The organism is Paenibacillus sp. GSMTC-2017 (assembly GCF_016019935.1).
GTDB lineage: Bacteria > Bacillota > Bacilli > Paenibacillales > Paenibacillaceae > Pristimantibacillus.
This window is the reverse complement of sequence record NZ_JAECMT010000002.1, coordinates 444,913-457,768: the sequence shown is the minus strand read 5'-3', so window position 1 is coordinate 457,768 and position 12,856 is coordinate 444,913. Positions and strand designations below refer to the sequence as shown.

The window sequence follows — 12,856 nt, the reverse complement described above, 5'->3', positions numbered from 1 at the left end:
ATTAAATAAAAAACAGATATGATATGCTTTTATTGATTGGAAAAGGATGTAAAAAAGGGGCGGGTCTAGTTGAGCGCTACACTTCAATGCCATTTATATTCGGATAATGAGTTGGTGCAACTTGTTCAATTTGGCGAGAGGGATGCCTTTAATGAACTTGTTTTCCGTCATCGAAACAAAGTGCTGGGATGGGCATATTCCATTACAAAAGATATGCATCTGGCTGAGGATGCGGCTCAAGAATCTCTTATCCGGGCTTTTCTCCAATTAGGAACGCTGCAACAATCGGAAAAGTTTCTAAGTTGGTTAAAGCGAATCGTTTGCAATCATGCATTGATGATGATGAGGTGTGGAGGACCATACGCGAAGGAAAAACCTTTCTCTGCATATATGAATGGGAATTATTCGAAAGAAATTGAAGAAAGTCCTTTAGAATCAGCTCTTCGAATAGAATCTACTGAAACGCTACATCGCTTACTGTATAGCTTAAGTACGAAAGAACGATCGATATTCGAAGCACATTCACTTATGGACTATAGTCCAAATGAAATAGCTCACTTGCTGTCCACAACTACTACCAATGTTTACACAACCATTTCGCGATCACGACGTAAGCTACAGTCCCTTTACTACCACTTAAATTTAACAAGATATTTAAAGGATCGTTCAAATCAAGGAATAACTTACACACACAATAAGCTAGAAGTTAATTATGTTTATTTCGGAGAAATTTGGGATTCATTTGCGTTATGTGTACTGTGCGCTACTCAATTTACGAATAAATCGAACATTTCTATAGAGGAAATAATGGGACTTACAGGATTATCGTTCAGATTACAAATAAAACGAAGCGGACTAAACTCAGTTACTACTGCTTCTTTTCATTGGCCTTCTGTTTTTCGAAAAGGTCTTAATCGGTTAGGATATTCTGTAAGAAGTTTAGGGGATGGAATGAAAGTTTATCCCTCCAATGATTTAATTATTGAAGCTTATGGGTTCGTACAAGACGCTCTTGATAAGGGTCAACCTGTTATCGTTTGGGGCATTCGGAGCCAATATTTTGGACTTATTCATGGCTATGATGATAAGAAACGTCACTTTCATATGATAGGGTTATTCGATGCCAAAACAATCCCTTATGAGGAATTAGGATTAGGCTGGAGTTCCAAATTATTTGTACTGACGTTAGGAGCTGTTTCGTCTGTCGCTGAGTCTGGATCGTATAAAGAGGCAATTAAATCTATTATCGAACATTCACAAGGTAAAGAAGAAATGAGGAACAGGAAGTACTCCTATGGGCTAGAAGCTTATGACACTTGGATTTCTCATTTCGAAAATGGTTTAGTTATGCCGTTCGAAAATGCATTTATGATATGGAGTACATCGAATAGCAGATATTTCGCTGCACAGTTTTTAAAAGAGATGAAGGAGCGGATCAAGCAGTTAAAACCTAATGCGGTTCAAATAGATCTAGTAATAGGTCAAGCAGTTGAGGAGTATGAAAAGGTCGTAACTATTTTTCAGCAACTAAAAAAAATATTTCCATTTCCTCACGGTGGAAAGCCAGATTTACCTGAAATAAAAGAAGAAGCAATCGTTCTTTTGGAGGCGGCACAAGCACAGGAACATCAAGGAATAGTTAAATTGGAAGAGTTGTTAAAATTGTTGTAAGACGTTTCATGCTTTTGGCATCTATACAGGTGAGGAGCAAAGTCCTAACAAAAGATGTCGGAGGGAAACAAATGAGAAACTATTGGACAGTAATGATCGTTATGGTTTTAGTTGTTATTGGTGCAGGCTGTTCGAATGGAAGTAAAGGTAATGAGGGGAAAGAAGGAGAGGTAAGCAACGAGTATCGAGGTGACATTCAGAACACTGGCGTATTTGAAGCAAGTGGTCTTCCAAAGCTTACAGGATTGAAGTGGAAATTTAAACTGAATGAGAAGACGAATAGTTCGCCAGTTCTATCAGGTAATTTGCTGTACATCGGTGATGAAGAAGGAACATTCTACGCTATAAATACTTCGGACGGATCAAAAAAGTGGACATTTAAGGCGAATGGAAAAATTCGTTCTTCTGCTACAGTAGTTAACGATTCAGTTTATTTTATGGATGGAAGTTCAACTATGTATGCGCTGGAAGCTTCATCGGGCACAGTTATCTGGGAAAATAAATTAGATGATAGCTTGGCAAATCAAATTATTAGTGATCACTGGGATTATTATATTTCTTCTCCAGCTATCGTGGAGGATACGATTTATATAGGTTCCGAAGGTAAATCATTTTATGCGTTGAATCGAATAAATGGGGAGATTAAGTGGACTTTTAATACTGAATCAGCTGTACATGGGAAAGCAGTTGTTGCAGAGGATAAAGTTTTTATTGCAGAATTTTCAGGGGCGGTAACAGCGCTAGAGCAGTCGTCGGGGAAAAAGCTTTGGTCAATTAATCACGGGTTATTACATGGTGGTTTAGCTTACAAAGAAGGAATACTATATTACGGATCACGAGATCAATTTGTTTATGGAACTAAAGGAGAAACAGGCGAGGTGCTATGGAGTTATCAGTCACCAAGTGGTTCTTGGCTTGGCTCATCTGCTGCGGTGAATGATAAATTTGTTGTTATTGGGTCATCTGATGCTAATGTTGTACATGTATTTGACCGAACGAGTAATAAGCTTGTTTTTGACTTTAAGGTAGAGAAAACTAGAGTGTTTGGCTCGCCGTCAATCGCTGGTAATATCGTATATTTCGGTACTGCGTACACAGAAACAATTAATCCTAGAGATGCATTTTATGCTGTGGACCTCGATACAGGTAAGGAACTGTGGCGATATGAAGGCGGGAAGTTTCCGATCCTTTCCTCACCAGTTATTGGTGATGGGGTCATCTATTATTCGTCACAGGATGGTTATGTGAATGCACTACATTAGTTAATATTCAACTCTGCGGCTCAAATATACGTTATTACCGTATTTGCGTATAAGATTTGCTGCTTCCTCAGCAATAAAGATTTGCAAATCTCTAAGTCGAGACTTATTTGGTCGAATCGTTTCAGTCATCTTTCCATTAACAAATACATCGAATACAATGTTCATGTTTTCACCTCATTTATATTGTTAGTCACATTGTAACGCTGAACTATTAAATGGGTATTAAAACAATATATAAACAATGTAATGTTTGGACGGGAGTATACACGCAATGTAAAAAAAGCGCCATCGACGCTAGCCTTGTGGCTTTGGCGGACGAGGGCGCTTTTCTTTGAATCTTGGAGCTACATAATTACGTTTACGATCTCGGAAGAAGATCCAGCCACCGATGAAACCTGCTCCTACGGCAAACATGAAAATCCCGAGTATAAATGTTAGCCATTCAAAATTAGGTGTAATCGCATCATTTCCGAATTCGGAAAAATAATTGAATAGGGAATCTTTTATTTTCAAAAATCCGAAACAAGCAATCAAACCAGGGATGACAAGGAATAAAATAGCAATAAAACGTGATATCAAAAGTTTCATTAATGTGATTTCTCCTTATTCAGTTGCGGTATACTTACGTTAGTGCGTTCAGATTGGCTTTTTCTATCATACCTTTTTCTGAGTAAGGTGTCTATTTTGTAAGTTGGAAGTGAAAAACGAACCAAAAACAAGTACAATAGTACTGCGGCTTATTTAGGTTAGAACATAATAGACTGGGCATGAAATTAAGGTATAATCATATATTGTAGTAATTATTGGAGGCGAGAGTATGGCGATAACGGTAGATGTAGCAGTTCTTGGAGGCGGTCCAGGCGGATATACGGCAGCCATTCGTGCAGCGCAAGCAGGTAAGAAGGTAGCGCTTATCGAGATGGACAAGCTAGGAGGAACTTGTTTGCATAAAGGTTGTATTCCTAGCAAGTCGCTCCTGCGAAGTGCAGAAGTATATCGTACACTTCTACAATCTAGTGTGTACGGCATCGATGTGGCAGATGGTGCTATTTCACTCGACTTTAACAAAGTGCAATTGCGTAAAGAAAGTACAGTTGAACAATTACATAGAGGTCTTAAAGGCTTGATGAAAAAACATGGCATTGAAATTATTAATGGTAGAGGCAGAGTAATAGGTCCTTCGATCTTTTCGCCTAAAAGTGGATCACTTGCAGTTGAACTTGCTGACGGCGAGATGGATTCCGTTGTATCAACCAATTTAATTATTGCAACTGGGTCACGTCCAAGGGAACTGACAGGTTTAGAGCCGGATGGCATACATATATTGACTAGTGACCACGCACTACAAATGGAGGAGCTTCCTACATCAATGTTGATTGTAGGTGGTGGAGTTATAGGTGTTGAGTGGGCTTCTATGCTTTCTGACTTTGGCGTTGAAGTTACAATTGTTGAGACAGGATCACGATTGTTGCCAGGTGAGGATACTGAAGTTTCGGCTGAACTTTCGAAGCAACTTCGTCGCAGAGGAGTTCGTATATTGACTAATGTACAACTCAATACTGAAAGTTACATTGTTAATGTAGAAGGTATTAGTATTAAAGCATCGACGGCAGATGGTGAAGTTACTTTAACTTCAGAGAAACTGCTTGTATCAATTGGACGAGTTGCAAACATAGAGGGTATTGGACTCGAGAATACCGATATTAGAACGAACAACGGCTTTATTGAAGTAAATGGTAATGGTCAGACAACTGAGCCTCATATCTATGCAATTGGAGATGCTATCGGTGGAGTTCAGCTAGCACACGCTGCAGCTCATGAAGGATTAGCAGCAGCTGATCATATTAGTGGTATTAAAACAGCTCAAGTACCACATCATCTAATTCCAAGGTGTATTTATTCAAGTCCGGAAATAGCTTCGTATGGATTAACAGAAGATGGTGCCCGTACGAGAGGACATGAAGTGAAGATTGGTAAAGTCCCTTTTCAAGCGATAGGTAAAGCTTTAGTTATGGGTGAAGCGGAAGGTTTCGTAAAAGTGATTGTAGATCGTAAGACGGATGATATATTGGGTGTGCATATGATTGGTCCACATGCAACCGACTTGATTTCTGAAGCATCTTTAGCTGGGTGGTTGAATGCAACGCCTTGGGAAGTAGGTTCAATGATTCATCCTCATCCTACACTTGCTGAAGCGTTAGGCGAAGCGATGCTCGCAGTTGATGGGAAGTCTATTGCCTTTTAAAGAGGTCGGATTTCCTTTTACTTAAAAAGAGGTTATAATGAGTAAGACGAGGTCTTAGTACCAGGTTATAAGAGCTGGCAAATAAGGAGGACTACCTTTATGACCAAAGTGACTACACATGTAAAAAATCATCGTCATCTCGAATTAGGGCTTAGCGATGAGCAAGCGATTGAGATGTATGCAACGATGGTGAAATCTAGAAAATTTGACGAAAGAATGTTGCTATTGCAGCGTGCTGGCAAAATTAACTTCCACGTATCCGGAATCGGACAAGAAGTGGCTCAAGTTGCAGCAGCATTTGCTCTAGATCGCGATAATGATTACTTTTTGCCATACTACCGTGACTATGGCTTTGTCATTTCGGTTGGAATGACGCTCCGCGATTTGTTGTTGTCTGTATTTGCAAAAGCAGAGGACCCAAATAGTGGCGGACGACAAATGCCGGGTCATTTCGGTTCAAAAAAGCTTCGTATCGTTACAGGCTCAAGTCCAGTAACAACACAAGTTCCACACGCTGTAGGTATTGCACTGGCAGCAAAGATGAAGAAAAAATCATTTGTTAGTTTTGTAACATTTGGTGAAGGTTCAAGCAATCAAGGAGACTTCCATGAAGGTTGCAACTTCGCAGGTGTTCATAAACTACCAGTTATTTTCATGTGTGAAAATAATCAATATTCTATTTCAGTGCCTATACATAAGCAATTGGGCGGCAAAGTTGCCGATCGTGCTATTGGTTATGGCTTCCCAGGCTTACAGGTTGATGGTAATGATGCGCTTGAAGTGTTCCGAGTTGTTAAGGAAGCTCGTGAGCGTGCGGTGTCAGGAGAAGGGCCTACACTGATCGAAGCGATGATGTATCGGGTTTCCCCACACTCCACATCCGACAACGATTTAGCTTATCGAACAAAAGAAGAAGTTGACTTGCATCGTTCAAAAGACGGTATCCCTAAGTTCAAGCAATATTTGATTGAATGTGGCCTTTGGAACGAAGAGCTTGAAACAGAATTAGAAGCGGCTATTCGCAAAGAGCTTGACGATGCTACTGCATATGGAGATAAAGCACCGTTTCCAACACCAGAATCTACAATGCTGCATGTTTATGCGGAAGATGCTGAGCAAGGAGGACAAGGCTAATGGCTGTTATGGATTATATCGATGCTATTCGGTTAGCTATGAAAGAAGAGATGGAGCGAGACGAAGACGTTTTCGTTCTTGGTGAAGATGTTGGCGTTAAAGGCGGCGTCTTTACGACGACAAAAGGTTTGCATGAGCAATTTGGTGAAATGAGAGTTATGGATACTCCACTTGCGGAGTCTGCAATTGCCGGTGTAGCCATTGGAGCAGCGATGTACGGAATGAAGCCGATAGCTGAAATGCAATATTCTGATTTCATGTTTCCAGCAACAAATCAGATTATAAGTGAAGCAGCCAAAATTCGTTATCGCTCCAATAACGATTGGACTTGCCCGGTCGTCATTAGAGCGCCGATTGGCGGCGGTGTGTTTGGAGGTCTATATCATTCACAATGTACAGAATCCGTATTTTTCGGGACGCCTGGTTTGAAGATTGTTGCTCCATATCGACCGTACGATGCTAAAGGATTATTAAAAGCGGCAGTACGTGATGCAGATCCAGTCATTTATTTCGAAAATAAAAAATGTTATAAGCTTGTCAATGGTGAAGTTCCAGAAGAAGATTATATTGTTCCAATTGGTGTTGCAAATGTGTTGCGAGAAGGCGATGATATAACGGTTATCGGATATAGCATGCCTCTACGTTTCGTTGAACAAGCGGCTGAAGAATTGCAACAAGAAGGAATTAGTACTCATATTCTTGATCTTCGTACGTTACAGCCACTTGATAAAGAAGCCATTTTGGAGTCTGTTCGTAAAACTGGTAAAGTATTGATTATCCATGAGGATAACAAAACAGGTGGTGTTGGTGCTGAAGTATCTGCAATTATAGCAGAAGAACTTCTCTTTGAGCTTGATGCACCTATTATGCGTTTATGCGGACCTGATGTACCGGCAATGCCAATCAATCCTCCGGGCGAAAAGTTCTTTTTGTTAAACAAAGACAAAGTAAAAGAAGCGATGAAAAATTTAGCGTTATATTAACCTATCCGCAGAGCTTGCAAAAGCTTGGACAGTTGGGAGTTGGTTGAAATGAAAACATTAACAGAGATTACAGTGCCACAACTTGCAGAGTCATTAGTATCCGCTACGATCGATAAATGGTTGAAGCAACCAGGAGACTGGGTTGATATTTATGAACCAATTTGTGAAATACTTACGGATAAGGTAAACGCTGAGCTACCATCAACAGTGTCTGGTACATTGGTGAAGATTTTAGTTGGCAACGGAGAAAATGTGCCTGTTGGTACAACGATTTGTTTGATCGAAACAGAAGCTACTGAAGAACAGTTGGTTGAAAATGGAACGGCTTCTATCGGAGCTAATGTGGCTACAAATGAAGCCGTTGCCATGAAGATGGATGAGAATGCACCTATGCGTAATCGATTCTCGCCAGCTGTTCAGCAATTAGCTGGTGAACATAACGTTCGTCTATCGGATTTAACTGGTACTGGACTAGGAGGCCGTATAACTCGTAAAGATGTGCTTGCTTACGTTGCATCTGGTGCGAATCTATCAACAAGTGCGAATACGGTTCAGCCTGTTTCAACAGTAGATCCGCGAGCACAAGTGCGATCATCAGGCATCCATTTGTCGGAGACACCTCGCCTACCTAAGATAGAAATTAAAGAGTCTGAAAGTCCAGGACGAGGCGAAACGTATATTGATGTAACGCATATGCGTAATACGATTGCTAAAAACATGCATAGAAGCGTTAGTGAAATTCCGCATGCTTGGACGACAGTTGAGGTCGATGTTACGAATTTGGTCGTACTGCGCAACAAACTGAAGGACGAGTTTATGAAGCGTGAAGGAATTAATCTAACTTACCTTGCTTTCTTATTAAAGGCAGTCGTTAATGCGATCAAGGATTATCCGATTATGAACTCATCATGGGCCGGTGATAAAATTATCGTAAAACGCGATATTAATATTTCACTAGCAGTAGGTACGGAGGATTCCGTTATAACACCAGTTATCAAAAATGCGGATCATAAAAATGTCGCTGGACTTGCTAAGGAAATCGACGAACTTGCACGTAAAACACGTGATGGAAAAATAACGTTGTCTGATTTGCAAGGCGGAACATTTACGATAAATAACACGGGTTCTTTTGGTTCTATCCTATCGTATCCGATTGTCAATCATCCTCAAGCAGCGATATTAACATTTGAATCGATTGTAAAGCGCCCAGTTGTCATAAATGATATGATAGCAATTAGATCGATGGCTAATCTATGTCTATCATTAGATCACCGGATATTAGATGGAGTGATCTGTGGCAGATTCCTGCAACGTGTGAAGGAAAACATGGAAAGCTATACAATTGAAAGTAAATTGTACTAGAGAAGGAGATATCATCATGACGGAAGCGGGAGCAAATACTTACTCTAGACGGTTAGAATCCGAGTACATTGGCATGCTTCCTTATGCTGAAGCATGGGATTTACAAAAATCATATATCAAACAAATTGATACGGAGGAGCGTTCTGAGACGCTGCTCCTTCTTCAGCATCCGCCTACATACACGATGGGTTCCGACAAACATCCAGAACATTTGCTGCTAGATGAAGCGGAGCTACGTGAAAAGGGGATATCATTGTTTGAAATTGATCGAGGCGGTGACATTACCTATCACGGTCCTGGACAACTGGTTGGCTATCCACTTCTTTACCTTGACGCGGTTGGACTCGATCTCCATGCTTACCTAAGAAGTTTGGAGCAAGTCATTATCGATTGGCTGTCACAGTATGGTATAGAAGCAGGCAGAAAACCAGAATATACAGGTGTATGGGTTGGTGATGAAAAAATTGCTGCTATTGGTGTTAAATTTAATAAAGCCCGCAAGAGAAGAGGCTTTATTACGAGCCATGGTTTTGCACTCAATATTAAATCTGGCATAGCATCAGAAGGATTCAGTGGTATTATTCCATGCGGCATTGAACAATACGGCGTGACGTCCTTTAATGACCTTACAGGCAGTTCTATGACTGTTCAAGAAGCGGCCGAAGGCATAATGCCATTTTTCCTGAACCAATTTAATTGCAAAGTAGATTAGCCTATAAAAAGAAGGCACCAATTCCGGCGAAAATGGTTGTAATTAATAATGCAGCAGCTACAACAATGGCTACAATTCGGATTATTTTTTGTTGACGCATACGGTAATATCTCCTTTCTATAAACGCAGATTAGGTAACTCAATACTTCTATTGTAAACAAAAGAATGGGCGGAGGAAATAGGATGATACAAAAAGATCGTTTAGTTCAAGAGTTTATGGAGCTTGTACAGGTGGATAGCGAAACAAAACATGAAGAGCAAATTAGTATTGTATTGAAAGAAAAGTTTGGTGCACTCGGATTGACGTTAAGTGAGGACGACGCGGCAGCAAAAACAGGGCATGGAGCAAACAATTTATTTGCAATGTTAGAGGCAAGTAATGGAGGAGAAGGAGTACCAACGATCTTCTTTACATGTCATATGGACACTGTAACGCCTGGTAAAGGCATTAAACCGCAATTGGATGAAGATGGTTATATCCGCAGCGATGGTACAACAATTTTGGGAGCTGACGATAAAGCCGGAATATCAGCTATGTTCGAAGCTATTCGTGTATTGAAAGAGCAGAATATCCCTCATGGCCGTATCCAATTTGTCATTACAGTTGGCGAGGAATCAGGTCTTCTAGGAGCTAGAGCGCTTGATGCATCGAAGCTGGAAGCGGAGTTTGGTTATGCCTTGGACTCGAATGGTTCGATCGGTGATATCGCTGTTGCTGCACCTACGCAAGCAAAAGTAACGATCAAGATGTACGGGAAATCAGCACATGCTGGTGTAAATCCTGAAGACGGAATTAGTGCGATTCAAGTGGCTGCAAAAGCGATAGCGAAAATGTCACTTGGTCGAATCGATTCTGAAACGACAGCGAACATCGGTAGATTTGAGGGTGGCGGCGCAACGAATATCGTGTGCGACTATGTGAAGATTGATGCAGAAGCACGCAGTATCGTTCAGCACAAGTTAGATGCACAGTTGGAAGCAATGCGCGTAGCTGTTGAAAGCACAGCAAAAGAATATGGGGCTCGTGGAGAATTCCATAGTGAAGTTATTTATCCAGCTTATGAATATAAAGATGGCGATGCTGTTGTTGAACTAGCAAAAAAAGCAATCGTTGCAATTGGTGCTACTCCAAGAACATTCCATTCCGGTGGTGGAAGCGACGCTAACATTTTTAATGGACTAGGATTGCCAACGGTTAATTTAGCTGTAGGTTATGAGTATATCCACACAACGAAGGAACAGATTAAAGTCGAAGATCTTGTAAAAACAACGCAATTAGTAGTTGAGATTATTAAACAAGCAGCTACGAAATAATTAATTATTTCTTGAAGTAGTGGAATTGTAATTACCGAGCTTCACTTTAATGGGAGGAAGTCCTTTAGTAAAATGATCTAATTGCAATCTGTCATTAGCAGCAGTTAGTTTGCGTAGCTGATGACGGATCTCCCATCCTTTTCCTACTATTCGCAAATGTTTTGGAGCAATATATTGTTTCATTGTCTTCATCTCCTATACGTTGATACTGAATAGGTATGCACGGGCAGGACAAGTTATGCTGATAGAAAGCGTGGAAGAAAGGGAGTGTGACTTTCTGATGGCGAAAGAGACGAAGCATAAGCTTTGGCGCGAAGAAACGATTGCAACGGAGTCAATCTATCAAGGAACGTTTCTTTCTATGCAAGTCGACACCGTTTCGCTAGCTGATGGACGTACGGTTTCACGTGAAATCGTTAAACATCCAGGTGCGGCGGCAGTGATCGCTTTGCTTGATGGGAAACTCATTGTTGTCGATCAATTCAGGAAAGCAATTGATAAGTTTCAAATTGAAATTCCTGCGGGTAAACTTGATGCTAACGAAGATCCTATAGTTGCTGCTGGTCGGGAACTAGAAGAGGAAACGGGTTATCGCGCAAAAAATCTTACATTAATCAACTCGTTCTATACTTCACCAGGATTTTCAAATCAGAAGACATACCTCTACTTTACGGATGATGTAGAGCGTGGTGTACAGAGCTTGGATGACGATGAAGAAATAGTTGTCGAAGCTATAACGATCGAGCAAGCGGACGCTTATATTGCAGAAGGGCGTATTAGCGACGCCAAAACGATTGTAGCTGTGTATGCATGGAAGCAGTATCTGCTCAGCGGTAAGCTGTAGGTCTTATAACTCGTCATAGCGGCTTCGTCGCAAGCATAGGATGAATAGAGGACAACCATTCCCTTATTACGTTTCGGAAGGTTTGAGATCTATTTCGTTCTAAGTTGCTTGTGAGGGGGCTTTTTTCTATGAAATATCATTACAACCTTTATATATTTGTTTCTGTTCTTTTTGTTGTAGGAGGTATATTTGGTGCTCTTCTTGTTAACGCATTGACTCTTGAACAACAACAGGAGTTATCAGGTGAAGTGAAACAATATATACAGCTTATGGACGGTGGAGTTAGTTCCAACGAGGTAGATGTATTTTGGGAACGATTCTTTTTCCATTTTAAGTGGCTGATGTTGATTTGGTTGTTAGGAATTACGGTGGTTGGAATCCCTGTCATCTTAATACTGAACTTTCTTAAAGGTACTCTCATTGGATTTTCGGTTGGTGTATTGTTACAACAATACGCGTGGAAGGGAGTCCTTTTTTCTTTAGTTGCTGTGGCACCTCAGAATATAATAGCGATTCCCGCTCTTGTCATCACAAGTGCAGCAGCTATTTCGTTTGGTACCTATATTGTGAAAAATAGACTGCTTCAGCAAAAAGGAGAACTTCTGCCGGAGCTGGGATCATTCACCTCAACAACCATTATTATGTTGCTGATATTTGCAGGGGCATCGTTATTTGAAGCTTATATTTCACCCCCATTAATAAGTTGGGCCGCTCCTTTTATTTCGCTCCATAACGGCATTCTTTGAGGGCAAATTGTTTGACTTTCTTAATGGTTAACCCCTATAATGAAAGGAAACGTTTTCTGTTAAAGGCGCAGACATGTAGCAGGGGGGAAATCATGGAAGCCCGGATTGATAAGATTAAGCAACAGTTGCAATCGCAGGGCTACAAGCTGACCCCGCAGAGAGAAGCAACAGTAAGAGTTTTGTTAGAACATGAAGAAGACCATTTAAGTGCTGAAGATGTTTTTATGCTCGTAAAGGATAAAGCTCCAGAAATTGGTTTGGCAACGGTATATCGTACATTAGAGCTATTGAGCGAGATGCATGTTGTTGAGAAACTTAATTTCGGAGATGGAGTAGCGAGATACGATTTACGTACGGATAGCAATAAACATCATCATCACCACCTTATTTGTGTTCAATGCGGTACAATGGATGAGATTAAGGATGATTGGCTCCTTCCGTTAGAGGAACGTCTTGAGCTCGAATACGGATTTTTTGTCGTAGATCATCGATTAGATTTCCAAGGCGTTTGTCGCCGCTGCAGAGAGAAAAATGAAAATCCACCTTCAAATTAAACGGCTGTGCAATCCATTTTATGGAGAGC

General features: G+C 40.7%; 15 protein-coding genes. 11 read left to right on the top strand and 4 right to left on the bottom strand.

Annotation, left to right across the window (positions count from 1 at the left end):
• Positions 1-69: 69 nt before the first annotated feature.
• The gene (locus I6N90_RS09505; RefSeq protein WP_197935278.1) at positions 70-1,671 is read left to right on the top strand and encodes an RNA polymerase sigma factor; all 1,602 of its coding nucleotides are present in this window, start codon (positions 70-72) and stop codon (positions 1,669-1,671) included.
• Between the two features lie 71 nt (positions 1,672-1,742).
• Positions 1,743-2,933 (top strand): PQQ-like beta-propeller repeat protein, encoded by a 1,191-nt coding sequence (locus I6N90_RS09500; RefSeq protein ID WP_197935277.1) that lies wholly within the window; start codon positions 1,743-1,745, stop codon positions 2,931-2,933.
• Here I6N90_RS09500 and I6N90_RS09495 read toward each other — a convergent pair whose 3' ends face one another.
• Together I6N90_RS09495 and I6N90_RS09490 are read right to left on the bottom strand one after the other, a co-directional pair.
• Positions 2,934-3,098 (bottom strand): mechanosensitive ion channel protein MscL, encoded by a 165-nt coding sequence (locus tag I6N90_RS09495; protein ID WP_197935276.1) that lies wholly within the window; start codon positions 3,096-3,098, stop codon positions 2,934-2,936. It abuts the gene before it with no gap.
• Positions 3,099-3,227: 129 nt separating this feature from the next.
• Complete coding sequence (locus I6N90_RS09490) at positions 3,228-3,521, bottom strand: DUF2627 domain-containing protein (RefSeq protein ID WP_197935275.1); 294 nt, start codon at positions 3,519-3,521, stop codon at positions 3,228-3,230.
• A gap of 229 nt (positions 3,522-3,750) precedes the next feature.
• Here I6N90_RS09490 and lpdA point away from each other — a divergent pair, with 229 nt between their 5' ends.
• The 5 genes from lpdA (at position 3,751) to lipB (ending at position 9,369) form a co-directional block, all read left to right on the top strand.
• The gene (lpdA, locus tag I6N90_RS09485; RefSeq protein WP_197935274.1) at positions 3,751-5,178 is read left to right on the top strand and encodes a dihydrolipoyl dehydrogenase; all 1,428 of its coding nucleotides are present in this window, start codon (positions 3,751-3,753) and stop codon (positions 5,176-5,178) included.
• 99 nt (positions 5,179-5,277) lie between these two features.
• Positions 5,278-6,312, top strand: a complete 1,035-nt coding sequence (locus I6N90_RS09480; RefSeq protein ID WP_197935273.1) for a thiamine pyrophosphate-dependent dehydrogenase E1 component subunit alpha — start codon at positions 5,278-5,280, stop codon at positions 6,310-6,312.
• Positions 6,312-7,295, top strand: coding sequence for an alpha-ketoacid dehydrogenase subunit beta (locus I6N90_RS09475; RefSeq protein ID WP_197935272.1), 984 nt, complete (start codon positions 6,312-6,314; stop codon positions 7,293-7,295). Before I6N90_RS09480 ends, I6N90_RS09475 begins: the two co-directional genes overlap by 1 nt.
• Before the next feature lie 39 nt (positions 7,296-7,334).
• Complete coding sequence (locus tag I6N90_RS09470) at positions 7,335-8,657, top strand: dihydrolipoamide acetyltransferase family protein (RefSeq protein WP_442950952.1); 1,323 nt, start codon at positions 7,335-7,337, stop codon at positions 8,655-8,657.
• A gap of 16 nt (positions 8,658-8,673) precedes the next feature.
• On the top strand, positions 8,674-9,369 hold the full coding sequence (lipB, locus tag I6N90_RS09465) for a lipoyl(octanoyl) transferase LipB (protein ID WP_197935270.1): 696 nt from the start codon (positions 8,674-8,676) through the stop codon (positions 9,367-9,369).
• 1 nt (position 9,370) lies between these two features.
• Here lipB and prli42 read toward each other — a convergent pair whose 3' ends face one another.
• Positions 9,371-9,469, bottom strand: a complete 99-nt coding sequence (gene prli42, locus I6N90_RS09460; RefSeq protein WP_197935269.1) for a stressosome-associated protein Prli42 — start codon at positions 9,467-9,469, stop codon at positions 9,371-9,373.
• 83 nt (positions 9,470-9,552) lie between these two features.
• Between prli42 and I6N90_RS09455 the strand changes: the two genes are divergently transcribed.
• Complete coding sequence (locus tag I6N90_RS09455; protein ID WP_197935268.1) at positions 9,553-10,683, top strand: M20/M25/M40 family metallo-hydrolase; 1,131 nt, start codon at positions 9,553-9,555, stop codon at positions 10,681-10,683.
• On the opposite strand, the gene mciZ is transcribed toward I6N90_RS09455, so the two are convergent.
• Complete coding sequence (mciZ, locus tag I6N90_RS25435) at positions 10,684-10,866, bottom strand: Z-ring formation inhibitor MciZ (protein ID WP_197935267.1); 183 nt, start codon at positions 10,864-10,866, stop codon at positions 10,684-10,686. It lies immediately after the preceding gene.
• Positions 10,867-10,921: 55 nt separating this feature from the next.
• Here mciZ and I6N90_RS09445 point away from each other — a divergent pair, with 55 nt between their 5' ends.
• From I6N90_RS09445 to fur, 3 genes are all read left to right on the top strand, one after another.
• Positions 10,922-11,527 (top strand): NUDIX hydrolase, encoded by a 606-nt coding sequence (locus tag I6N90_RS09445; protein ID WP_232242823.1) that lies wholly within the window; start codon positions 10,922-10,924, stop codon positions 11,525-11,527.
• 128 nt (positions 11,528-11,655) lie between these two features.
• Positions 11,656-12,273, top strand: coding sequence for a stage II sporulation protein M (spoIIM, locus tag I6N90_RS09440; protein ID WP_197935266.1), 618 nt, complete (start codon positions 11,656-11,658; stop codon positions 12,271-12,273).
• Positions 12,274-12,365: 92 nt separating this feature from the next.
• Entirely contained in the window at positions 12,366-12,827 is a 462-nt protein-coding gene (gene fur, locus I6N90_RS09435) for a ferric iron uptake transcriptional regulator (RefSeq protein WP_197935265.1), read from the top strand.
• Positions 12,828-12,856 lie beyond the last annotated feature (29 nt).

Coding starts and splice junctions, on each gene's coding strand:
- I6N90_RS09500 (WP_197935277.1), top strand. CDS start 1,743: ATGAGAAACTATTGGACAGTAATGATCGTTATGGTTTTAGTTGTTATT.
- I6N90_RS09495 (WP_197935276.1), bottom strand. CDS start 3,098: ATGAACATTGTATTCGATGTATTTGTTAATGGAAAGATGACTGAAACG.
- I6N90_RS09490 (WP_197935275.1), bottom strand. CDS start 3,521: ATGAAACTTTTGATATCACGTTTTATTGCTATTTTATTCCTTGTCATC.
- lpdA (WP_197935274.1), top strand. CDS start 3,751: ATGGCGATAACGGTAGATGTAGCAGTTCTTGGAGGCGGTCCAGGCGGA.
- I6N90_RS09480 (WP_197935273.1), top strand. CDS start 5,278: ATGACCAAAGTGACTACACATGTAAAAAATCATCGTCATCTCGAATTA.
- I6N90_RS09475 (WP_197935272.1), top strand. CDS start 6,312: ATGGCTGTTATGGATTATATCGATGCTATTCGGTTAGCTATGAAAGAA.
- lipB (WP_197935270.1), top strand. CDS start 8,674: ATGACGGAAGCGGGAGCAAATACTTACTCTAGACGGTTAGAATCCGAG.
- prli42 (WP_197935269.1), bottom strand. CDS start 9,469: ATGCGTCAACAAAAAATAATCCGAATTGTAGCCATTGTTGTAGCTGCT.
- I6N90_RS09455 (WP_197935268.1), top strand. CDS start 9,553: ATGATACAAAAAGATCGTTTAGTTCAAGAGTTTATGGAGCTTGTACAG.
- mciZ (WP_197935267.1), bottom strand. CDS start 10,866: ATGAAACAATATATTGCTCCAAAACATTTGCGAATAGTAGGAAAAGGA.
- I6N90_RS09445 (WP_232242823.1), top strand. CDS start 10,922: ATGCTGATAGAAAGCGTGGAAGAAAGGGAGTGTGACTTTCTGATGGCG.
- spoIIM (WP_197935266.1), top strand. CDS start 11,656: ATGAAATATCATTACAACCTTTATATATTTGTTTCTGTTCTTTTTGTT.
- fur (WP_197935265.1), top strand. CDS start 12,366: ATGGAAGCCCGGATTGATAAGATTAAGCAACAGTTGCAATCGCAGGGC.